A 21,674-nucleotide genomic window follows, 5' to 3' on the forward strand; every position below is an offset into this window, starting at 1 on the left:
CATTTGTTATTAGTAGCGCATAACTCATGACTTTATTGGTCGCAGTGCAGTTTCGTGGAAGTTTGGGGATGCAAAGGGGTTGACAAGCGTCCCCAGATTGTGTTGACGCTTAAAAGCCGATTCCGAAAAATCTGATAATACTCAAGATAGTACCTAGAGGTCCTCCTACACTGTTGATGGTATCAGAAGTCTTAGCTAGACCATTCCGGCTGATTAACACAACATCATTATTGCGAAGTATGGGATTGGTTTGCTCGTTAATTCCTGCTGTTAAATCCACTTTTACGAGACGTTTGGTAACAGATCCATCAGGATTAAGCCGAACCAAATCTACCTTAGCCCTGGTAGCTCTCGCATCGTTAAATCCACCAGCAGCAAGTATTGCTTGGTTCAAGGAGCTATTCGGCTGAATGTCTATTGGTCCTGGTCTTTTGACTTCGCCGACGACGTTTACTTGAATGCGTGAGGGGGATAAAGTTGTTGTCGCTAATTGAGTCGCTTCTGCTCGGTTGATTTCGGTTGCAGTCGGAAAATAAACTGTATCTCCGTCCTGCACAATCAGGTCTTGATTTATGTCGCCACTTTCCACAAGTTTCCACAGGTCAACCTTTATATTTTGTTCTGTACCGGTTCTTGTGGATCGGCGTACCACGACATTGCGGATATCAGCTTGTGACGTGATTCCCCCAGCTAACTGCAATGCCCGTGTTAAAGTTGGCAGACCGGTGATGGCAGGCGTACCGTTTGTGCCGCCTGACCCTTCTGCGGCACCTTGAGTGATCAGATAGGTTCCAGGACGAAGAACTTCACCAGTGACTGCTACTGTACGGGGTGTGGTGGGGTTTGCGGCAAAACTTGATGCGGATGCATTTCGTGCATCTGCCAAGTCTATAGTGGTTGCTGTTGGTACAAAGATGGTATCTCCATCCCGCAAGGTAAGATCCTGGGGGATTCTGCCTGTTTGTCTAATTTCTTTAACATTGACAGTAATAACTTGCTCTGGTCCTCGTCCTAGCTTGCGCCTTAACTGCACTCTTGTCTCATCTGCCGCTTGCGTGATTCCCTGAGCTGCCGTAAGTGCTGATAGTACAGTGGGGTACTGCACACCAGGATTGTCACCTGCACCTCCTTGTAAGCTGAGACTATACGCTCCTTGACGCGTCACCTCTCCAGCAACAACAATATTAATCGGACGGGATGATATAAGATTGACTGATATAATAGGACGCTTAAGAAAACGAGAGTATCTTTGAGCTATTATCTCAGCTGATTGTTCTGTTGTTAGCCCTAACAGGGACACGGTGCCAATCAGAGGTAGGTTTATCCCTCCACCCGGCGGAATTTGGTACTCGCCTGAATACTCTGGAACCTCAAATACGCTGATTCTGATGCGATCGCCGCCGCCTAATGTATAGTTAGTATCTACTATCCCCGTTGCTGCTGGTACAGCTCTTGATGGTGCCGCTTGTCTTTGTGTATTTGTTGTTGCTGGTATGGCTTGGCTTTGAGAAGTTGTTTTTCTTTGCGTCGTTGTTGGTACGGCTTGTCTTTGAGGACTTGTTTTTATCTGTGTCGTTGGTTGTTTGACTTGATTCTGAGCTAAGCTAACACACGGAAACGCGATATGAACAACAGTTAACAGTACCACACCCCCGAATGGTTTACTGATAAATTTTAACCTTGCATTATCCATATTTACCTGAGACTACTATTTAGTAAAGTACTTTCTAAACTTTTTTAGCTTGACTCTTCTTACCTATTCAAGTTCCTCACAATCATCTCTTCTTAAAGAATCTTCTTTTTCAGGAGCATAATTGTTTATTGTCTTTGAACTTTTAGTAAAGTTCATTTAAAGTTGAATCTTGATTCTACCTACTCTTTAAAATATTGTGGTTCTCATTACAGTTTATATGATTTATTTTGCACTCCCCTAGTAGTATAAACAAAAATATTCTTCCTTAGCAAATATTACGTATAAGAAAATTAGGATTTTTCAGTCACCTCGAGTGGCATATAAACAGCATCAAACCACAATCAAAATATTAGTAAAAACAGATAAAGCTTTGAATTGCCCATTTATGTATACGTTATTCGTTGTGTCTAATAGTTATGCAAAGAGTATCTGACTGAGGACGGTGAGGAAAAAAGGTTAGCAGAATCCCCGTCAAACTATCCTTTGAGAGTTGTTATGTCTTTGGATTTGTTGGACAAAAAACTCCTCCAAAGAAGGACGAGACAAATTCATGGCAATAAGTTGCCCTCCCATCAAGCGAAGACTGGCAAGAAAATCATAAGCATCGCCTTGCACTTCACCTAGCCAAGAACCATTAGGCTGATACTCTAGATTAGGAACCCATTTTTTGAGAATTTCCCAATCACCACCTTGACCTTTGACATGATATACGTTACTTGTTCCTAATAGTTCATCAAGGAAACCAGAGGAAATTAATTCTCCTTGAGCAAGGATAGCGATGCGATCGCAAAGTTGCTCAACTTCACTAAGAATATGGCTGTTAAAAAAAACCGTCTTACCTGAAGCTTTAAGCGTCACGATAATTTCGCGCATTTGGTAACGCCCCACAGGGTCAAGACCGGACATAGGTTCATCAAGAAACACTAGTTCTGGGTCATTGATGAGTGCCTGTGCCATACCAACACGCTGTAGCATTCCTTTAGAATAGCGACGAAGCAGCTTTTTGCGGGCGTCTGCTTGGGATAACCCCACCAATTCCAACAGTTGAGGAATGCGTTGACGTTGCACTTTTTTAGGAATTTGAAACAGTCCAGCTGCCAGCTGTAAAAATTCCCAAGCAGTGAGGTAGTCATACAAACAAGGATTTTCGCTGAGGTAGCCGATACGTTCTTTAACAGTGCGATCGCCCAATGGTCTGCCCAAAAGCAATCCCCGTCCTGATGTTGGGCGAATAATCCCCAGCAACAATTTCAACAGCGTCGTTTTTCCAGCACCATTCGGTCCGAGTAACCCAAAAGTTTCTCCCTTATAAACTTTCAAAGAACAGCTTTTGAGGGATACGACTTTTTGATTCAAAAAAAAGCCAGTACGATAGACTTTTCGCAACTCAGAAGTTAGGACAACAGGCGGAATGCCTGTGGTATTTATTTGAGAGTCGGGGGCGTCTGCAACAGACATCATGTTGTGCTTAGGGCTACAGCAAAAATACGATGTAATGATAAATTACCCAGTTGACTGACAATAATAACACCTTATTGACTAATGTCCTCTTTGTGGAGGATGAGCGGGATGAGGAGGATGTGCTCCCTCATCTCCCCCTGCTTCCCCTGCTTGTTCACAGCATTCCCTTAGAACTAGGAATCATACCTGCACGACGCTTATCGATTTCTACTGCCATCCGCATTGCTCTGGCAAATGCCTTAAACGTTGCTTCAATAATGTGATGGGAATTCATGCCATCCAATTGGCGAATGTGCAGTGTCATTTGGCTGTGGTTCACTAAAGCGACAAAGAATTCGCGTACTAGCTGGGTGTCATAAGTTCCCACCCGCTGAGTGGGAATTTGCAAGCCGTAGCTCAGGTGGGGACGTCCAGAAAAATCCAACGCCACCTGAATGAGTGCTTCATCAAGAGGTGCAAAGAAATGACCAAAGCGGACAATACCTTTCTTATCGCCAAGTGCCTTGCTAATAGCTTGACCCAAGGTAATACCTACATCTTCGTTGGTATGGTGGTCATCAATGTGCAAATCCCCCGTCGCCTTGATCTCCAAATCAAATAATCCGTGGGAGCTGATTTGATGCAGCATATGATCTAAAAAGAAAATGCCGGTTGCTGCATTGCAAACACCTGTACCATCGAGGTTAACTCTGACATACACATCTGTTTCGCTTGTCGTGCGGCTAATTTCGGCAATACGAGCGCCATTGGGAGGCGCTTCGTTGTGTGAGGGGAGAATTTGGCGTAGGACGGAGTCCTTAGCCGAGGCATCGCTTATTTGCATACAGAACCTAGCTTATGCTTACTATAGAGTAATGGGTCAGAGCCATTTGCTAACACCTAATCGCTAATGGTAAATAGACAAATAGTGATTATCAGTTAACAAATAGCAATACTAACTTTACATTCCCATGATTTCATATCCTGCATCCACGTACAGGACTTGCCCTGTGATTCCACTTGCCAGGTCACTACATAGGAAAGTCGCCGCATTGCCCACTTCTTGCTGAGTGACGGTGCGTCTTAGAGGAGCAATCTGCTCCACATGATGAATCATATCCAAAATGCCTCCTACAGCACTAGAGGCTAAAGTCCGAATCGGACCGGCAGAGATGGCATTCACTCTGATATTTACAGGACCCATCTCAGCTGCCAGGTATCGCACACTCGCTTCCAACCCTGCTTTGGCAACTCCCATCACATTATAGTTGGGAATTGCCCGTACACCTCCTAGGTAGGTGAGAGTGACGATACTTCCTCCCTGTGTCATCAAAGGTTTAGCATATCCGGCGAGTTGCACTAGGGAGTAGGTACTAACCTCTAAAGCTAGATTGAAGCCAGAACGGGAGGTTTGGCTAAAATCTCCACTTAGATCATCTTTGTTGGCATAGGCAAGGCAATGGATAAGAATATCTAAAGATCCCCATTTAGCGCTAATCGTATCGAAGGTAGATTTAATCTCCTCGTCGTTCTGGACATTACAAGGAAGAAACAAACTAGGGTTTAGCGGTTCTACCAGTTCTGCGACTTTTTTCTCCATTTTGCCTTTCTCATCTGGCAAATATGTAATGCCTAGGTTAGCTCCTGCTTTGTGTAGTTGTTGGGCTATCCCCCAGGCGATCGAGCGGTTGTTTGCGATTCCCGTTACTAAGGCATTTTTTCCGGTGAGATCCAGCATAGAAATTCTTAATGTGAACATTCATGCTTGAGCATACTAGAATCTGACACCAATTTCTCTTTGTTTTGGGTACTATTTGCAAACATGATTTTTCAGTAAACTTTTGATACAACACAATTCACACTTATTTTTTAAGACATGGTCAACATATAGCGGTTATTAATGATTGTCTCGTCTTGCAGTAGCTGGTTGAAAGTAGGTAGTAGATAGTAGGTATTAGGTAGTCAATAGGATTTTTCTCCCTATCTGCCAGATACTACTCTCAAGAACCTTTTCATACCTTCAATAGAATTACTATGTCTATTTTTTTTACTTCATAAAACTTTTGAAAAGAAGTTTTGTAATTAACTATTAAAAAGGACTAGATCTAAAGACTAAAAATTATGTATTATGATGAACAAATAACTGTAAGGCAAAGATGATAAGTATAGGAAAGTACAAAAACGTTGACAATGTGTGATTGATTTTTCAGGTGTATTCTTAGGGAATCGGTTTTAGTTTTTCCGGCATTGGGTAGGGGAAGGGAGATGATAGTGACACAAGATAAAGCCCTAGCAAATGTTTTTCGTCAGATGGCAACCGGAGCGTTTCCGCCGGTTGTGGAAACATTTGAACGTAATAAAACCATCTTTTTCCCCGGCGATCCTGCCGAACGAGTGTATTTTCTATTAAAAGGTGCCGTAAAACTCTCCAGGGTGTATGAAGCAGGAGAAGAAATAACCGTAGCACTGCTGCGGGAAAATAGTGTTTTCGGCGTCTTATCCTTGCTGACAGGAAACAAGTCAGATAGGTTTTACCATGCGGTTGCTTTTACATCTGTAGAATTGCTGTCAGCACCAATTGAACAGGTGGAACAAGCGCTCAAGGAAAACCCAGAATTGTCAATGTTAATGCTGCGAGGACTATCTTCGCGGATTTTACAGACAGAAATGATGATAGAAACACTCGCTCACAGAGATATGGGTTCTAGGTTGGTGAGTTTTTTGTTAATTCTTTGTCGTGATTTTGGCGTTCCTTGTGCAGATGGAATCACAGTTGATCTGAAGCTATCTCATCAAGCGATCGCTGAAGCCATTGGTTCAACCCGCGTTACCGTCACTAGGCTACTAGGTGACTTGCGCGAGAAAAAGATGATTTCCATACACAAGAAAAAGATTACTGTTCATAAGCCTGTTACCTTAAGTCGGCAATTCACCTAAAAAAGTTTTGAGTTGGGAGTCCTGAGTTATGAGTAAGATAAAAAAGTCAGAAAAAAGAACTCAAAACTTAGGGCTCAAAACTCAGACCTTTCTTGGATTGGAATAAGGATAGGTGAAAATTGAGTGAACTCAATGGTTGCCTTTTTCCCAATTTCCCACAGATAATGACTGGAAGTAGTAGGCTGTATCTGGAAGGATTTCGTCGGTAGCTGAAGATGACCACCGGGTACATCCTAATTTTGGCAATTTTAATTGTGGGAGGCGTGATTGCCACCGTAGGCGATCGCATTGGTACAAGAGTTGGCAAAGCGCGGCTCTCACTGTTCAAGCTGCGTCCTAAAAACACCGCAGTACTGGTAACGATTTTGACAGGAACTTTGATCTCGGCATCTACCCTAGCAATTTTATTTGCTATTGACGATGGTTTGCGCACAGGAGTGTTCGAGCTAGAGGATATTCAAAAAGACCTCAGGCGCAGGCGCGAACAACTGAACACAACAGCAAAACAGCTAGAAGACACTAAAGGAGAGCTAGAGCAAGCTCGAAAAGAACAAAAGGCTCAAGAAGAACGCTTGCAGCAGACGAATCAGTCCTTGCAGGAAGCAAACGCCAAACAACAGGCAACACAAGCTCAACTGAACCGTACCATAAGCCAACAAGCTCAGACTCAAGCTCAACTTCAAGGCACACAAAACCAGCTTAATCAAGCAGTCAGTCGCTATAAACAAGCCATAGGGGAACTTCAAAGCGTTGCTGACGAGAAAAAAAAGCTGTTGGTGGAAATAGAACAAAGAAAAGTAGAACGCCAACGACTTTATGCTGAAGCGAAAAAAGCAATTGAGCAAGCCAAAACAGCGATTGCGAAACGCGATCGCGAGCTAGCCAACCGACAGCAAGCGATTGAAGAACGTGATAAAAAAATCACCGCACTGGATCAACTCATTCAAAAACGCAATGCAGAAATTGTAGCCCGAGAGCAAGTGATTACTCAACGGGAATCTCGCCTGCAAGAATTGGAAACACAACAATACTCTCTGGAACAGGAAGTGGCAAGGCTGGAAAAATACTACCAGTCTTACCGTGACCTGCGTTTAGGGAAACTAGCACTATTTCGTGGTCAAGTTCTTGCCGGAGGCGTTGTTCGTGTCTCGCAGCCTGTTGCAGCACGTCAGGCAATCATTCAACTTTTACAAGAAGCTAACCGAAACGCTAGCATCGAATTAACTCAGCCTGGAACCAATCCGACAAATTCGCAGCTGCTCCAAGTGACACAAGAGCAGGTAGAGCAATTGAGCAAGCAGATTGATGATGGTCGAGAATACGTAGTGCGAATTTTTTCTGCAGGCAATTATGTTAAAGGAGAGAAGCAGATTGGATTTTTTGCTGATGCAGCGCGCAATCAAGTCGTTTTTACCGGAGGTGAGGTTATAGCAACCACGAGCGCAGATCCCAACACCATGACATCCTATCAACTACGGCAACGGCTGGAACAGCTCATTTCTGCTTCGCAATTTCGTGCCCGTAACGCTGGGATTTTAGAAAGTATTCAAATTGATGGGACTTTCATTCGCTTTATCGCCCAGTTGAGACGGTACAACCAGCCAATAGATATCAAGGCTATTGCCGCAGAGGACACATATACAGCCGGACCATTGAAAGTTAAACTAGTGGCAATCCAAAACGGACAGATTATTTTTAGCACTTAAAAAACTAAGGATAAATGAAAAATGCTTAAGTACCAATGTTATTGAGCTATGTTGCTAATTGTTAATTTTTAATAATTTCTAGTCAAACGTTTATAGTCCAAAAGCTATTGACTTTTGACTTTTGACTTTTAACTTTTTATTATGACTTTGCGTGAATTCTTGCCAACTCAACCAGCTATCTTGGGTTTCGACCCAGGTCGTGATAAGTGTGGTTTAGCTGTGATGGGACTGGATAGACAATTGTACCATCACCAAGTCGTATCGGCAAGTGAGGCGATCGCCGCTATTGTGTCGCTGCGTCAAAAATTTCCCATTTCCTTACTGGTGATGGGTGACCAAACCACGGCAAAACGCTGGAAACAGCAATTGTATGATCAATTAACAGATCCGCTGAACGTTATTTTAGTGGATGAGCGCTACACTAGCTTAGAGGCACGCGATCGCTACTGGCAAATGTATCCTCCTAAAGGATTGGCCAAGCTGATACCACAGGGCTTTCGGCAACCACCACGACCAATAGATGACATTGTAGCTATCCTGTTAATTGAAAGATACCTCAATCGTTTAACTGAATCAGTAGTTAGGAATCAAGAGTGAAGAAACAACAGGGAAAAGTGAAGAAAGAAGACTCAAGCAACCATTCTGTCTTCTCTGTTGTGTCTTCTATCTTATTTCTTACAGTTGTGCCCGAATAGTAAAAGCGTAGTCTCCTCCCGGTTCAAGCTGGTAGTCTCGTTGCTCTAAAAAGCGACCGAGAGGTTCTTTGATTAAAGCTCGCCCTTGAGAAGGCTTGACAGACAGTTCTCCCTGGCGGAAATGCCATTGGAACTGCCATTCAAAGTCACCTGCTCTGACTTCACCTTCAAGAAAGCCCTGTTGCCAGGATTGACGGGTAATCCTCACATGGGCGGTAGTTTCTGGTAAACGTTTAGCACTCACAATGCTGTGTGTCAAGTTTAAAATGAAAGCTAACTTTTTATAGCTTTACATTTCCTCAAAATACCTCAAATAGACCAATGGGAGTATTTGGGTGTTCGCTTGACACTCCTACGGCTAAGATATATGAGAAATTCTAAAGCCCGCGCAAGCGGGCTTGATCCATGTAGCCGCAAGTTCACTCGTGCGGCTGTCTAGATTTTGGATTTGCAATTTAGCCGCAAGTTCACTCGTGCGGCTATCTAGATTTTAGATTTGCGATTCATCCACAATCGGTAAATCTAAATCCTGATTTAGATATTACCGATTCACAGCCGCAGCTTCTCGCGCTGCAGCCGCCTGTTCTGGATGAATACCTAGGCGGGTGAGATTAATCCTGCCTTTGTTGTCAATTTCGCGGACTTTGACAATCACTTCATCACCGACTGCGACTTCATCCTCAACTTTGCCAACACGATAGTCAGCAAGTTGCGAAATGTGGATCATCCCTTCTTTGCCAGGTAAAAATTCCACAAACGCACCAATCGGTATGATTCGCGTCACCCGACCTACGTAGACATCACCTTCGTTGAGCTTTCGTGTCATGCCTTGGATGATGTTACGCGCTTTTTTCGCCTTGCTTTCATCCACGGCAGAAATCGTCACCGTTCCATCGTCTTCGATGTCAATTTTTGCACCTGTTTCCTCAGTGATGCCCTTAATCGTCTTACCACCTGGTCCAATGACCAGACCAATCATGTCTGAATCAATCTTAATGGTTAACAGACGTGGGGCATAAGGTGACATTTCCTCACGCGGTTGAGCAATTGTCTGGAGCATTTTCTCCAGAATGTGCAACCGTGCTTCTTTAGCTTGGTGGACGGCTTGGGAGATAATATCCAAAGGCAAACCTGGAATTTTCATATCCATTTGCAGGGCGGTAATCCCTTTATCCGTCCCGGCGACTTTGAAGTCCATGTCACCCAAAAAGTCTTCAATCCCCTGAATGTCAGTTAGGACTCGGACTTCGTCGCCTTCCTTAATCAAACCCATTGCGGCACCGCTGACAGGTTTGGAAATGGGTACGCCTGCATCCATCAACGCTAGCGTGGAAGCGCACACCGAACCCATTGAGGTAGAACCATTGGAAGAAAGAACTTCTGATACCACCCGAATAACGTAGGGAAACTGTTCTCTTGAGGGTAGCACAGGTAATAAAGCTCTTTCTGCAAGCGCCCCGTGACCGATTTCCCGTCGTCCTGGCGCACGTAAGGGTTTGGTTTCCCCGACGGAGAACGGTGGGAAGTTGTAATGGTGCATGTAGCGCTTGTGTTGATCCTGTTGCAAGTCATCATTTAATGTTTGGGCATCTCCCGGTGTGCCCAGAGTACAAGCGGTTAGCACCTGAGTCAGTCCCCGGTTAAATAAACCACTGCCGTGGACTCGCTTAGGCACGACGCTGACTTGAGAAGATACGGGACGTACTTCATCAAGCTTGCGACCGTCAACGCGAACGTTATCTTCGATGATTTGACGGCGCATGAACTTTTTGGTAAGTTCTTTGAAGGTATTACCAACAGCCTTACTGTTTGCAGATGCGGCAACGCGAACGGTGTCTTCTTCTGGAAGTTCGGCGATCGCTGTTTGAATTGACTCCTTTATGGCATCTAAAGCTGTATCTCGTGCTGTTTTGTCCAGATCAAATTGCGACAGAATTTTCTTAATTCCCTCGGCAGCGCGATCGCGTATATAATTTTCCAGCGTCGGGTCTACCTCTGGTGGCTCCTGCACGACAATTTCCAGACCCATTTCTACGAGCAAATCTTGCTGCGCCTTAATTAAGTCCTGTACAGCTTCGTAGCCAAAATCAATCGCTTCGATAATGTCTCTTTCTGACAGTTGATTGGCACCTGCTTCCACCATGATCACACCTTCTGGTGATCCAGCAACTATCAGATCCAGGTCTCCTGCTTCAATTTCTGCATAGGTAGGGTTAATGATAAAATCATCTCCCACAAGACCCACACGCACTGCCGCCATTGGTCCATTAAATGGTATCTTAGCGATCAAAGTGGCGATCGAAGCACCAGTCACTGCTAGCACATCAGGTGGTACCAGTTCATCCATTGACAACGTCAAGGCAATGACTTGCAGGTCATCTCGCAACCACGACGGGAACAAAGGACGGAGGGGACGGTCAATGAGACGGCTGGTAAGAATTGCTCTTTCTGGCGGACGACCTTCCCGCCGCATGATCCCTCCGGGAATTCTACCTGCCGCATACAGTCTTTCTTCGTAATCTACTGTTAAGGGAAGAAAATCAATGCCTTCTCTGGCTTCTGAACGCGTAGCCGTCACTAAAACTGCTGTGTCCCCAGATTCTATCAACACTGAGCCACCAGCCTGGGGAGCTAGATGACCAACTTTCAGTCGAATATCCCGTCCGTCAAAGGATATTGACTTCTCAAATTCTCCCATTCAGTTTTTTTTCCTTCTATGCACGCTATTCTCTCTCTGTGGCAATCCTAACATTTATGCTCTATGGCTGACGTCAGTTCCATACAAAGATAAACAACTATAACTTACGCACCTAAATCTAGCCTCTTGAGGCAGGTATAAGAGGGCAAGCGAGTAAGGGGAAGCAGGAAAATTTATTTTCCTACAGGCGTACCGGGCGCGGTAGGCTTATTCCTCATACCCCTACATTGTTTCTCAAAAACATCGCCAATGCCTAGGAATTCCTTAATTCTTTGCCTACGCAGTCTAGGTTGTACAATGAAACCAGCGTTGCAAATATGCCTACACTAACCTGGTATGTAAAGACACGTTTGCAAAGCTCTACTCTAATGAGAAGACGTCCAAACAGCGTCTCCTGACGAGCGAGCAAGTTTCGCGTCTCTACAACAAAAATCCAAGATTTTTTGGCTAGTGTATTGCACTTAATCAGCTTTACTAATATTTATTCAGTTTTTTCTAAATGTTATCTATATGAAAGACTTGTCTATAAATATCTATAAATAATTTTAAAGAATACAAAATCTACCAAAACAAGTAATTTGCGATATTAAAAGAAAAGCGTTGCTAAATTTAGGTATGAAACAAACCACTGCAAAAATCTAAAAAATACAATCTTTGCGACGCCCTTCGGGTATCTCCTCCGGAGAGGCTGCGCCAACGCCAGTTCCTTACGGCGGGAGACCCGCCTAAGCCCTGCGGGCAGGCTGCGCCAAGAGGACTGGACTCACCAGTCGCCGTGACAGTTGGAAACCAACGCCAGTCACCTACGGCGGGAAACCCGCCTGCAGTGCTGGCTCCTCCTGCAGCCCTGGCTCGTCTTTACGCAACACAAAATTTATACTCGCGGTTCAGCAACGCAAAAAAAGAATTCTAGACCTTAAAAAAGCGAAAATCTAAGTTGTTGTCAAATGGCAATTTTACATGGTAGTTGGTTAACACAAAATCAGGGTAATTGTTTATTTATTTGGGGGGAGACTTGGCGAACTCTTGGGACAAATTCTAGTAAGGGTGCATCACATATACTGCCACATCCATTGGCGATGACACCATTAGAATTAGTTGAATGGCTGGGTTCGCGTAATATTTCAATCGCTAGAAGCCTGCAAAAACAAGATGTAGAGACGTTGCAGACAACTTCTCTACGAAATCGCAAAACACGCAAAACTCCCAGTGCTGGTGAAGTAAGTTTGCCAACGCACTCGCAAATCATTGCCTTACCAACTCATATTTTAGAGAATACTTATGAGGAAGCAGCATCAATATTCCCAGCACATTCTGCCGCATTAGGTTTAGAAGAAGAAACTGCACAGTACTTGCAACCGTGGCTGATTGAAGGTTTTTGTCTCAACCCTCAAGAGGCAATAAAATTTCTCACTTCTCTACCACTCAATGTTCCCAACGGGGAAAATAGCTTTTTGGGGGGAGATTTACGCTTTTGGGTGCAGGTTGCCCGCTGGAGTTTAGATTTAATTTCCCGTAGTAAGTTTTTGCCTGTCATTCAACGACAACTAGATAATTCCGTCGTCGCCAAATGGCAAGCACTTCTAGACAGCGCCCAAGACGGAACTCGCCTGGAAAAATTTTCCCAATTGATGCCACTGGCTTGTCGGACTTACCAAGGAGGTGGGCGAGGTGGGGCAGATGAGGGAGATCAGGAAGCAATATCCTCCTCATACCCTCATATAAACCTCCCGCCCGAACCGCAAGAATTGCTGCTGGGATTTCTTCACAGTACGATAGATGCCCAAGTACGAGTGATGGTGGGTTCCCAAACTTTGGTAGAACCTAGAGTAATGGCGTCTTTACCGTCTGCGGTGCGAGAGTGGTTACATTCTTTGACGGCTGCGTCAAACACAGTCAGCAGCGATCCGTTTGGGGTGGAACGACTGGAGGCGGCGCTGAAAGCTTGGACTATGCCCTTGCAATACCAAATGGGGGCGAAAAACCAGTTTCGTACCTGTTTTGTGCTGCGTTCCCCGGAGTCAGGCGAGACAGATTGGACTTTGGCTTATTTCCTCCAAGCAGCTGATGACCCAAATTTTCTAGTAAATGCGACAACGATTTGGAAGCATCCTCTGGAAAAATTGGTTTATCAAAATCGCACAATTGAACAACCGCAAGAGACATTTTTGCGGGGTTTGGGATTGGCTTCGCGATTGTATCCACCAATTCAACTCAGCTTAGAAACCCAATATCCTGAATCTTGCCGTCTCAACCCAGTTCAAGCTTACGAGTTTATCAAGTCTGTGGCGTGGCGGTTTGAAGATAGCGGTTTAGGCGTCGTTTTGCCTGCCAGTTTGTCGAACCGTGAAGGATGGGCGAACCGTTTGGGTTTAAAAGTCACAGCGCAAACGCAGAAGAAAAAGCTAGAACGCTTGGGTTTGCAGAGTCTGTTGAATTTCAAGTGGGAATTAGCAATTGGTGGGCAGACTCTTTCCAAAGCAGAATTTGACAAGCTGGTGGCGTTGAATAGCCCATTAGTAGAAATTAACAACGAGTGGGTGGAATTGCGACCTCAAGACATCAAGACAGCGCAAGCATTTTTTGCTTCTCGCAAAGACCAAATGGCGCTTTCTTTGGAAGATGCTTTACGCATCAGTACAGGGGATACCCAGACGATTGAAAAATTACCCGTGGTCAGCTTTGAGGCGTCTGGGGCATTGCAAGAGTTAGTCACGACATTGACGAACAACAAAGCAGTCGAACCTCTGCCTACACCGGCCAGTTTCCAAGGACAGTTACGACCTTATCAAGAACGTGGGGTGGCGTGGCTTGCCTTTTTGGAACGTTGGGGCTTGGGCGCTTGTCTCGCGGACGACATGGGATTGGGAAAAACGATTCAATTCATCGCCTTCCTTCTACACCTAAAAGAACAGGAAACACTGGAAAAACCAACTTTGCTTGTTTGCCCAACTTCAGTGTTAGGAAACTGGGAACGGGAAGTCAAAAAATTTGCTCCAACACTGAAAGTTTTCCAATATCACGGGGACAAACGGGCCAAAGGTAAGGCATTTTTGGAAGCAGCAAATAAGCATGATATAGTCATCACGAGTTACTCCCTAGTTCAGCGTGATGTCAAGTCATTGCAGGGCGTTTCTTGGCAAGTTATTGTGTTAGATGAAGCGCAAAATGTGAAAAATCCGGAGGCAAAGCAGTCACAGGCAGTACGGCAAATAGAATCTACATTTCGCATTGCTTTGACAGGAACACCAGTAGAAAATAGACTCCAAGAACTCTGGTCTATTTTGGATTTTCTTAATCCAGGGTATTTGGGAAATAGGCAATTTTTCCAGCGACGGTTTGCCATACCAATTGAAAAGTATGGTGATGCAGCTTCGTTAAATCAGTTGCGTTCATTAGTTCAACCTTTTATTCTGCGCCGCCTGAAAAGTGACCGCGAAATTATTCAAGACTTGCCAGAAAAGCAAGAAATGACTGTATTTTGTGGTCTGACTACTGATCAAGCAGCACTTTATCAAAAAGTGGTGGAAGAGTCTCTGGCTGAAATTGAAGAAGCCGAAGGTTTACAACGCCGGGGAATGATTTTAGCTTTATTGATAAAGTTAAAACAAATTTGCAACCACCCATCGCATTATCTGAAGCAAGACACATTGGAACAACATCATTCTGGAAAACTGCAACGGTTGCAAGAAATGTTGGAGACAGCGATCGCAGGTGGCGATCGCGCTTTAATTTTCACCCAGTTTGCCGAGTGGGGTAAGCTGTTAAAACCATATCTGGAAAAACAGATAGGGCGAGAAACGTTGTTTTTATATGGCAGTACTCAGAAAAAACAACGTGAGGAAATGGTAGACCGTTTCCAACACGATCCCCAAGGACCACCAATTATGATTCTGTCGCTGAAAGCGGGTGGTGTTGGACTGAATTTAACACGGGCAAATCACGTTTTTCACTTTGATAGATGGTGGAACCCAGCAGTCGAAAATCAAGCAACAGATAGAGTATTTCGGATTGGTCAAACCCGCAATGTCCAAGTCCATAAATTTGTTTGCACTGGCACTTTGGAAGAAAAAATTCACGACATGATTGAAAGCAAGAAACAACTTGCTGAACAAGTTGTTGGTGCGGGCGAAAATTGGTTGACTGAACTGGATACAAACCAACTCCGCAACTTGTTAATACTTGACCGTAGTGCAGTGATAGATGAGGATGCAGAATGATTAGGAACCCCACCCCCTACCCCTCCCCGCAAGCGAGGAGGGGAGAAAATAGCCCTAACTTGTCGCAAGCGAGGAGGGGAGTAAATACTTCTAACTTGTCGCAAGCAAGCAGGGGAGGTAATGTCCCCCTCTCTGCTGGCGGAGAGGGGGGTAGGGGGGTGAGGTTTTATGCAGTCACAGATGAGGAAACACAATGACAAGTTACACCCTTGAAGCGAGTCGAGAATGGTGGTCACAACGGTGGCTTGATTTGTTAGATTCCTATCGTTTTAAAAAACGTCTGGAACGTGGGAGAAACTATGCGCGTCAGGGAAATGTCCTCAGCATCGAGTTTAAAGGCGCAAAAGTCTTGGCTAGGGTGCAAGGTTCGGATCCAGAACCATACAAAGTTTCCTTGTCCCTTGACCCATTTAGCGAGGAACAGTGGGGTTATGTGATTGAAACTATGTCGCAAAAGTCAATTTTTGCTGCAAAGTTATTGGCAGGGGAAATGCCGCAAAATATGGAAGACGTTTTCACTAGTAATGGTCTTTCCCTATTTCCTTTTACCTTGTCTGATGTTCACAGTAAATGCTCTTGTCCTGATAAGGCTAATCCCTGCAAACATGTTGCTGCAATTTACTATCAGTTAGGCGATCGCTTTAGTGAAGACCCATTTGTTTTATTTCAATTACGGGGACGCACAAAAGAGCAAATAATTAGTGATTTACGTCAGTTACGCAGTGCTAGCAATGTAAACACATTGGATGCAACGTCTCTAGATGAACCATCTCAGGTACAAGAGTCAACCCCAGAGAAACAATTTTCTGTAACAATGAACTCTTTTTGGCAATATAATGAGCCATTGGAGTCTTCTTTGGTAGTCATTGTACCATCAACAAACGAAACAGTTTTAGATGTGTTGGGGTCAATTCCCTTAGCAAAAGAAGAGGAAAATTTAACTTCTTTAACTGCTGCTGATGTGGTGATGAAGTATTTAGAGACAGTGTACAAAGATGTTACCCAGAAAGCTGTTTTAGCAGCAATGAATGTCGGAGGTGGTTAAGAGAAGGAGGATGAGAGAAATTGAAGAATAAGAGTTATTTACTTTCTTCTCTCTTTCACCTTCGCTATCTCCTAGGTTCGCGTTTGCGTAACAAAGTGGAACTTCGGCTTGTATGTTTTTTGTATTCTTGATGATTTTTATGACTAAGGATGGAATGCTATAAAAGCAGAGTAATCGAGTCAAACACACATGGAACTCCAAACCAAAATTATTGCAGTAGAACTTGCTGATGGTACAAGTGTCAGAGTTGAAGCTACACAAATAGGCGATCGCAAAATAAATTTTCAAACGCGACCTTTTGAGGAAGTCACCACCGCGATTGAATCGTTGACCAAAGAAATTGCGGAAGCATTACACAAGGTGAAGCCAGATAGAGCCAGAGTAAAGTTTGGTGTAGATATTGGCATTGAATCTGGTAAACTTACAGCTTTACTGGTAAAGGGTTCTAATACGGCAAATATAGAGATTACTTTAGAATGGGGTGAGTGATCGGATTTGGTATCGCTACATCTATAGCAATCCTAAATCATTCGTGAAAATCAATCGTACATAAACATTTTGGGGAAATCGAAGATTTGATGGTGAGTTATGAGTTCAAATAATCTCTTAACCGCAGCACTCGTATTTACACAGATGATAGAACTCTCTAACAAACTTTTTGGCGTACAACCAAATATCTTCTACCGGGTTTTGTTCTGGATCATTTGCGGCAAAGCGAATACAAGTAATTTTCCACTCCTGAACATCCAAACCCTGATTTACGGAATTTAGGTATGCTCGAAATTCAACCGAACGATCATAGCTCGCTCCATCCCAAATCAAGGCAATACGGCTTTTGGGAAACTGGGAGAGTAAGTATTCAACAAATGCGAGCGCGTTGCTAGCTCAAGGCTCTAATCCTTTAGGCGGCGATGTGCAAGATATGGTTTAACGAAATATTCTGCAATCTTCTAATTCTTCTCGCAAACATAGAGGATGATAACCTAAAGAAAAAGCTTTAGAACTATCTAAAGAAACATCAGATGGTCTAGGTGCTGCCATTTTTACATCTTTTTGTCGGCAGGCTTTTAATCCATCGGAGGGAAGTTGAAAAACCTCAACTAATAAGCGACCAAAATCATAGCGCGATATTCTTTCTTTCCCTCCTAAGTGAATGCGTCCGTTCACTTTTTCCAATGCTAATAACAACCCTTTTGCTGCAGTTTTTCCACTGACAGGTGTCCTAAATTCATCTATAAATAAATTTAATTCTTTTCGCTTTTTAAGAGTTTGAATAAATGGTTGTATAAAGCTTGTTGCTGTGGGTGTTTCCTTACCAAACATTAACGGCATACGGCAGATAGCAGTCATGGGATAACGCTTTAGCATACCTTCCTCAGCCATGACTTTTTGCTCACCATAAATATTAACAGGACATACAGGATCTGTTTCTTGATAGGGAGCATTTAAGCCATCAAAAACCAAGTCGGTTGATGTAAAAGCGCAAGAAATAGAAGAATCCGTACAAAGCCCGGCAATATTGCAGGATGCTGTCACATTGATTGCGTGTGATTCATCCGGATGAGTTTGACAAAAATTTGGTTGGGATATTGCGGCGGTATGAATCACCGCATCTGGTTGAACAGCATCAAATATTTGTTTCAGTTCTGAAAAATCTGTCAAATCAACTTTCAGCATTTTTATGCCTGGAATTTCCAAATAATGAGAAAAGTAGGTTCCATAAACTTCCCATTCTTGTTTTGCTATCTGGCAAAGGTGCCATCCTAAAAAACCACTTGCGCCAGTAATTAACAGTTTTTTCATATTTAAAATCTATACTTGAACTAAGGGTAACACTAACAATTTTAAAAAGTAAATTTTCAAGAATTAGGGCGCGTTAGCTTTGCCATAACGCACCCTAATGTAGTTTAAAAGGTTAGAAACTATTGTATCAATTCCTGAAATTTCTTATGACTACGAATTTTGGCAAAATCTGAGTCTGTTTTTGCTAACTTGTCGTACTTACCAGGAAAAAGCTGAATCGCCTTTTGTAGGTTCTCAACTGCTAATTTTGTATTATTCTGTAATGCATAGGTACAAGCTTTGTTGTAGTAAGCTTCATGCTTGTTTGGTTGAATGGCGATCGCCTTATCGTAGGATGCTAAAGCTTCCTGATAGCGTTGCAACTTTGTTAAGGCTATGCCTTTGTTTATCCAAGCTTCAAGCTTGTCTGGTTTAATGGCAATTGCTTTGTCGTAAGATACTATCGCTTCTTGGTAGCGTTGCAATTTTGTTAGGACATTACCTTTGTTAAACCAGGCTTCATGTTTATCTGTTTTGATGGCAATTGCTTCGTCGTACGATTCTAAAGCCTCCTGGTACCGTTGCAAAGCAGTTAATACATTACCTCTGTTAATCCATGCTTCAGCACTCTCAGATTTAACCGATATCGCTTTGTCGTATGCTGCTATTGCTTCCTCGTAGCGATGCAAGTTGAACAAACTATTCCCTTTAGTGAAATAGTTTTCTGCCTTTTGAGTATCGTTTGCTTCTGTAATCAACTGGGCAACATTAGTTTCCTTGATCACTTGCCTACTATTTTGTCCAGCTGATTTTGCCCACTCACCACAGCCAGATAGAAATACAGTCGTTAAAAAGCTATAAGCAACAAAGCAACGCCAACTGACCATGCTTGACTATAGAACTCTTAATATCATCCTAATCTTTTTCTTCTTAAAAAGAAGTATAAAGACATACTGACATTTTAGCAAAAATATGGCTCAAAAGATGTGTGAAAACCTTTACTGGAGAGCAGATTATTGATAAAGTCTGTCTTAGTGATTATACCACATTATACTTAGATAACAAGGTTAATCTTGGTATTTTCCTTATCTTGAGAATCTTATACCTAAAATAAAAATATTAATTTATATCCTAAGATAGATGCAATTGCTTTGTTTCTAGTAGTTAAAAAATTGTTTTTGCAGGCAGTCCAGAGTTACTCTTGACTTTTGAACGGCAAAGACGCAAAGGAGGCTCGCCCAATCTCGATTTGAACCAAAAAGCCCCTGCGCGTCTACTGACTCCTGTGTCAGATGCAATTGTTTGAGGGAGTGCAATATTTTCACAAATTCTAGTGTAAATATTTATACATATAAGTTAAGTTAAAAATATCACGACATTGTGTGGATTTGAGAGCAGAGTCGATGTCTGAAAAAAGGCATATATTTGATATAAGTAATTTCACTGTAGGCATCATTGGTGCAGCAGCAGGTGTCGCTGGTTTAGTATTGGCGTACGGTGTTGCTACTGGCTGGACTCCAGGTATATTCGGCTTCGGCTCAAAAGACCGCTTTTCTTGCGCCTTGCAACCCGACACATAAAACGGCGGCGAGGTGTGGATGGTAATGTATCGTAATGATCAGGGGACGAAGCCTTGGCTGAAGATGGTCAACAGCTTTGGTGATGGCTGGAATACTCAGAAGCGGTGCGATACCATCGCCCAACGCTTGGAAGGCTTTCGCCAAGATGGTTTAATAGGATTAAGTCATCGCTCTGACCCCAAAACACCCAATCAATCCGCAATATGTGCCAACACCAAACTTGACCGCAATAATTGCAATCTGCTGGTGACGCTTAAACCTGGTGCTGACGGCTACGACTCCCTGCGCCGTATGCTTGAGGCTCTGAGAAATGGTACTAGTGTTGAGCAAGGCTCGAATGGTTCAACTGTCCCCACTCTTGCTCCTGGTTCGACATTTGTCAGCTTTGAAGACCAGTTAGCAGCTGAGGATCTCAAAGCTGGATCAGATGCTAGCAAATAACATACAGTGTGAAATGAGTATTGAACAGATAATTGTAGAAAAGCTAAGAACTTTGCCCCCCGAAAAGCAACAGGAGGCGCTTGATTTTGTGGAGTTTTTGCAAACGAAAACTCTCAAAAGAGAATTTTATAATCAAGAACAACAGTCACGGGTGTCTGCTTTAACCCTTGCTCAGAAGTGGGCTGGCTGTTTGGAAGGAGGACCATCAGACCTTTCTACTAACAAAAAGTACATGGATGGATATGGGGAGTAATGAGGCGGCGGGTTCTACTAGATACAGGTCCATTAGTAGCTTTCCTCAAGCGCCAGGATCAGTTTCATAACTGGGTAACAGCGCAGTGGGCGACCATTGAGCCGCCTTTATTAACTTGTGAAGCAGTGATTTCAGAAGCTTGTTTTTTGCTGCGAAATGTTTATGGTGGTCAAGAAGCGGTTATCGGTTTAGTAGATAGTGGAGTGATACAGATACCTTTTCGCTTAGATGAAGAAACTGGCATTATTGGGGAATTGCTTAGAACTTACCAGTCTGTGCCGATTTCTTTAGCTGATGCTTGTTTAGTGCGGATGGCTGAACAGTATGCTGATAGTATTTTGTTAACTTTTGATAGTGATTTTCTCGTCTATCGCAAGAACAAAAATCAAATCATTCCTACAATTATGCCCCAGGATAAATAGCTATAGCTTCTATTTTTAGCGCCCCAATTGATTCAGTAACCGCTGGCGTTTATTGATTACTGTTTGTAAGTCAGGTTTGATTTGAAGGGCTTTATTATAAGATTTAAGCGCTTCATCGTACCGTTTCAACAGCTCCAGTACATAACCTCGGTTCTCCCAAGTTTCAGCAGGGCTAGATTTGTCGCCCCATTCACTATTTACTTGGATAGCACGATCAAAGGAGGCAAGGGCATCATCGTAACGTTTCAACTCAATTAGTGGACCACCTCGGTTATTCCAAGCTGCAGAGTAGTCAGGTTTTATAGCAATTGCTTTATCGTGAGATGCAATTGCATCCTCGTACCTTTTTAAATCACTTAGGGAAGTGCCTCGATTATTCCAAGCTATCCAATCATTAGGTTTGATAGTGATCGCTTTATCATAAGATGCGATCGCATCTGAGTATCGTTGCAAGTCAATTAGGGCATCACCTCGGTTATTCCAAACTTCAGCAGGGCTTGTAGGATTCCATTCATTGTTCAGTTGAATCGCTTTGTCAAAAGATTCAATAGCTTCTTCGTACCGTTTCAATTTAGTTAGCGTTATGCCTCTAACATTCCAACCTAGAGAGTAATTAGGCTTAATTTGAACTGCTTTGTTCTGGGAGGCGAGTGCTTCTTCATCACGGTTTAACTCAGCCAGTGATTTACCTCGACCCACCCAAGCTTGATAATAGTCAGATTTTAATTCAATTGCTTTGTCGTATGATGCTAGTGCATCTTT

General features: G+C 43.3%; 20 protein-coding genes. 11 read left to right on the forward strand and 9 right to left on the reverse strand.

Annotated elements, in window-relative coordinates; genetic code table 11:
* Positions 1 to 109 precede the first annotated feature (109 nt).
* The 4 genes from AACT52_RS21385 to fabI all read right to left on the reverse strand — a co-directional run bounded on the left by AACT52_RS21385 (position 110) and on the right by fabI (position 4,871).
* A complete protein-coding gene (locus tag AACT52_RS21385; protein ID WP_073633264.1) occupies positions 110 to 1,693 on the reverse strand; it encodes an SLBB domain-containing protein in 1,584 nt (527 codons plus the stop codon).
* 471 nt (positions 1,694 to 2,164) lie between these two features.
* Positions 2,165 to 3,154, reverse strand: a complete 990-nt coding sequence (locus AACT52_RS21390; RefSeq protein WP_073633265.1) for an ABC transporter ATP-binding protein — start codon at positions 3,152 to 3,154, stop codon at positions 2,165 to 2,167.
* A gap of 154 nt (positions 3,155 to 3,308) precedes the next feature.
* Positions 3,309 to 3,977 carry an imidazoleglycerol-phosphate dehydratase HisB gene (gene hisB / locus AACT52_RS21395; protein ID WP_073633266.1) on the reverse strand — a complete coding sequence of 223 codons (669 nt, stop codon included), beginning with the start codon at positions 3,975 to 3,977 and terminating at the stop codon, positions 3,309 to 3,311.
* A 117-nt stretch (positions 3,978 to 4,094) separates the two neighbouring features.
* The gene (fabI, locus tag AACT52_RS21400) at positions 4,095 to 4,871 is read right to left on the reverse strand and encodes an enoyl-ACP reductase FabI (protein ID WP_073633267.1); all 777 of its coding nucleotides are present in this window, start codon (positions 4,869 to 4,871) and stop codon (positions 4,095 to 4,097) included.
* A 527-nt stretch (positions 4,872 to 5,398) separates the two neighbouring features.
* Here fabI and ntcA point away from each other — a divergent pair.
* The 3 genes from ntcA (at position 5,399) to AACT52_RS21415 (ending at position 8,373) form a co-directional block, all read left to right on the forward strand.
* Entirely contained in the window at positions 5,399 to 6,070 is a 672-nt protein-coding gene (gene ntcA / locus AACT52_RS21405) for a global nitrogen regulator NtcA (RefSeq protein WP_041034146.1), read from the forward strand.
* Between the two features lie 215 nt (positions 6,071 to 6,285).
* Positions 6,286 to 7,776: a DUF3084 domain-containing protein gene (locus AACT52_RS21410; RefSeq protein ID WP_073633268.1), complete on the forward strand. Its 1,491-nt coding sequence runs from the start codon at positions 6,286 to 6,288 to the stop codon at positions 7,774 to 7,776.
* 141 nt (positions 7,777 to 7,917) lie between these two features.
* Positions 7,918 to 8,373, forward strand: a complete 456-nt coding sequence (locus tag AACT52_RS21415; RefSeq protein WP_073633269.1) for a pre-16S rRNA-processing nuclease YqgF — start codon at positions 7,918 to 7,920, stop codon at positions 8,371 to 8,373.
* Positions 8,374 to 8,451: 78 nt separating this feature from the next.
* Here the strand turns inward: AACT52_RS21415 and AACT52_RS21420 are convergent, their stop codons facing one another.
* Positions 8,452 to 8,715 carry a DUF3146 family protein gene (locus AACT52_RS21420; protein WP_073633270.1) on the reverse strand — a complete coding sequence of 88 codons (264 nt, stop codon included), beginning with the start codon at positions 8,713 to 8,715 and terminating at the stop codon, positions 8,452 to 8,454.
* Positions 8,716 to 9,012: 297 nt separating this feature from the next.
* Complete coding sequence (locus tag AACT52_RS21425) at positions 9,013 to 11,169, reverse strand: polyribonucleotide nucleotidyltransferase (RefSeq protein ID WP_073633271.1); 2,157 nt, start codon at positions 11,167 to 11,169, stop codon at positions 9,013 to 9,015.
* Positions 11,170 to 12,116: 947 nt separating this feature from the next.
* Between AACT52_RS21425 and AACT52_RS21430 the strand changes: the two genes are divergently transcribed.
* From AACT52_RS21430 to AACT52_RS21445, 4 genes are all read left to right on the forward strand, one after another.
* A complete protein-coding gene (locus AACT52_RS21430; protein WP_073633272.1) occupies positions 12,117 to 15,389 on the forward strand; it encodes a DEAD/DEAH box helicase in 3,273 nt (1,090 codons plus the stop codon).
* 193 nt (positions 15,390 to 15,582) lie between these two features.
* Positions 15,583 to 16,434: an SWIM zinc finger family protein gene (locus tag AACT52_RS21435; protein WP_073633274.1), complete on the forward strand. Its 852-nt coding sequence runs from the start codon at positions 15,583 to 15,585 to the stop codon at positions 16,432 to 16,434.
* 189 nt (positions 16,435 to 16,623) lie between these two features.
* Complete coding sequence (locus tag AACT52_RS21440; RefSeq protein ID WP_073633275.1) at positions 16,624 to 16,923, forward strand: CU044_2847 family protein; 300 nt, start codon at positions 16,624 to 16,626, stop codon at positions 16,921 to 16,923.
* A 99-nt stretch (positions 16,924 to 17,022) separates the two neighbouring features.
* Entirely contained in the window at positions 17,023 to 17,205 is a 183-nt protein-coding gene (locus AACT52_RS21445; RefSeq protein ID WP_233154040.1) for a hypothetical protein, read from the forward strand.
* Positions 17,206 to 17,361: 156 nt separating this feature from the next.
* On the opposite strand, the gene AACT52_RS21450 is transcribed toward AACT52_RS21445, so the two are convergent.
* Entirely contained in the window at positions 17,362 to 18,237 is an 876-nt protein-coding gene (locus AACT52_RS21450; RefSeq protein ID WP_073633277.1) for an SDR family oxidoreductase, read from the reverse strand.
* 119 nt (positions 18,238 to 18,356) lie between these two features.
* Positions 18,357 to 19,103 (reverse strand): tetratricopeptide repeat protein, encoded by a 747-nt coding sequence (locus tag AACT52_RS21455; RefSeq protein ID WP_073633278.1) that lies wholly within the window; start codon positions 19,101 to 19,103, stop codon positions 18,357 to 18,359.
* A 516-nt stretch (positions 19,104 to 19,619) separates the two neighbouring features.
* On the opposite strand from AACT52_RS21455, the gene AACT52_RS21460 reads away from it, so the two are divergent.
* Genes AACT52_RS21460 through AACT52_RS21475 form a run of 4 tightly spaced genes read left to right on the forward strand, consistent with a single transcriptional unit; the run spans position 19,620 to position 20,912 of the window.
* Positions 19,620 to 19,796 (forward strand): hypothetical protein, encoded by a 177-nt coding sequence (locus tag AACT52_RS21460; protein ID WP_158054724.1) that lies wholly within the window; start codon positions 19,620 to 19,622, stop codon positions 19,794 to 19,796.
* A 24-nt stretch (positions 19,797 to 19,820) separates the two neighbouring features.
* Entirely contained in the window at positions 19,821 to 20,237 is a 417-nt protein-coding gene (locus AACT52_RS21465; protein WP_158054726.1) for a COP23 domain-containing protein, read from the forward strand.
* Between the two features lie 13 nt (positions 20,238 to 20,250).
* Complete coding sequence (locus tag AACT52_RS21470; RefSeq protein WP_073633309.1) at positions 20,251 to 20,490, forward strand: DUF2281 domain-containing protein; 240 nt, start codon at positions 20,251 to 20,253, stop codon at positions 20,488 to 20,490.
* The gene (locus AACT52_RS21475; RefSeq protein WP_073633280.1) at positions 20,490 to 20,912 is read left to right on the forward strand and encodes a type II toxin-antitoxin system VapC family toxin; all 423 of its coding nucleotides are present in this window, start codon (positions 20,490 to 20,492) and stop codon (positions 20,910 to 20,912) included. Before AACT52_RS21470 ends, AACT52_RS21475 begins: the two co-directional genes overlap by 1 nt.
* Before the next feature lie 15 nt (positions 20,913 to 20,927).
* Here AACT52_RS21475 and AACT52_RS21480 read toward each other — a convergent pair whose 3' ends face one another.
* Positions 20,928 to 21,644: a tetratricopeptide repeat protein gene (locus AACT52_RS21480; protein WP_233154043.1), complete on the reverse strand. Its 717-nt coding sequence runs from the start codon at positions 21,642 to 21,644 to the stop codon at positions 20,928 to 20,930.
* Between the last annotated feature and the right edge of the window lie 30 nt (positions 21,645 to 21,674).

The sequence above is a fragment of the Scytonema sp. HK-05 genome (assembly GCF_963872035.1).
Classification (GTDB): Bacteria; Cyanobacteriota; Cyanobacteriia; order Cyanobacteriales; family Nostocaceae; genus Kalymmatonema.

What these genes read in the sequence shown, in the direction of transcription:
- AACT52_RS21385 (WP_073633264.1), bottom strand. Translation starts at nt 1,693, where the DNA reads ATGGATAATGCAAGGTTAAAATTTATCAGTAAACCATTCGGGGGTGTG.
- AACT52_RS21390 (WP_073633265.1), bottom strand. Translation starts at nt 3,154, where the DNA reads ATGATGTCTGTTGCAGACGCCCCCGACTCTCAAATAAATACCACAGGC.
- hisB (WP_073633266.1), bottom strand. Translation starts at nt 3,977, where the DNA reads ATGCAAATAAGCGATGCCTCGGCTAAGGACTCCGTCCTACGCCAAATT.
- fabI (WP_073633267.1), bottom strand. Translation starts at nt 4,871, where the DNA reads ATGCTGGATCTCACCGGAAAAAATGCCTTAGTAACGGGAATCGCAAAC.
- ntcA (WP_041034146.1), top strand. Translation starts at nt 5,399, where the DNA reads ATGATAGTGACACAAGATAAAGCCCTAGCAAATGTTTTTCGTCAGATG.
- AACT52_RS21410 (WP_073633268.1), top strand. Translation starts at nt 6,286, where the DNA reads ATGACCACCGGGTACATCCTAATTTTGGCAATTTTAATTGTGGGAGGC.
- AACT52_RS21415 (WP_073633269.1), top strand. Translation starts at nt 7,918, where the DNA reads ATGACTTTGCGTGAATTCTTGCCAACTCAACCAGCTATCTTGGGTTTC.
- AACT52_RS21425 (WP_073633271.1), bottom strand. Translation starts at nt 11,169, where the DNA reads ATGGGAGAATTTGAGAAGTCAATATCCTTTGACGGACGGGATATTCGA.
- AACT52_RS21430 (WP_073633272.1), top strand. Translation starts at nt 12,117, where the DNA reads ATGGCAATTTTACATGGTAGTTGGTTAACACAAAATCAGGGTAATTGT.
- AACT52_RS21435 (WP_073633274.1), top strand. Translation starts at nt 15,583, where the DNA reads ATGACAAGTTACACCCTTGAAGCGAGTCGAGAATGGTGGTCACAACGG.
- AACT52_RS21440 (WP_073633275.1), top strand. Translation starts at nt 16,624, where the DNA reads ATGGAACTCCAAACCAAAATTATTGCAGTAGAACTTGCTGATGGTACA.
- AACT52_RS21445 (WP_233154040.1), top strand. Translation starts at nt 17,023, where the DNA reads ATGAGTTCAAATAATCTCTTAACCGCAGCACTCGTATTTACACAGATG.
- AACT52_RS21450 (WP_073633277.1), bottom strand. Translation starts at nt 18,237, where the DNA reads ATGAAAAAACTGTTAATTACTGGCGCAAGTGGTTTTTTAGGATGGCAC.
- AACT52_RS21455 (WP_073633278.1), bottom strand. Translation starts at nt 19,103, where the DNA reads ATGGTCAGTTGGCGTTGCTTTGTTGCTTATAGCTTTTTAACGACTGTA.
- AACT52_RS21460 (WP_158054724.1), top strand. Translation starts at nt 19,620, where the DNA reads ATGTCTGAAAAAAGGCATATATTTGATATAAGTAATTTCACTGTAGGC.
- AACT52_RS21465 (WP_158054726.1), top strand. Translation starts at nt 19,821, where the DNA reads ATGTATCGTAATGATCAGGGGACGAAGCCTTGGCTGAAGATGGTCAAC.
- AACT52_RS21470 (WP_073633309.1), top strand. Translation starts at nt 20,251, where the DNA reads ATGAGTATTGAACAGATAATTGTAGAAAAGCTAAGAACTTTGCCCCCC.
- AACT52_RS21475 (WP_073633280.1), top strand. Translation starts at nt 20,490, where the DNA reads ATGAGGCGGCGGGTTCTACTAGATACAGGTCCATTAGTAGCTTTCCTC.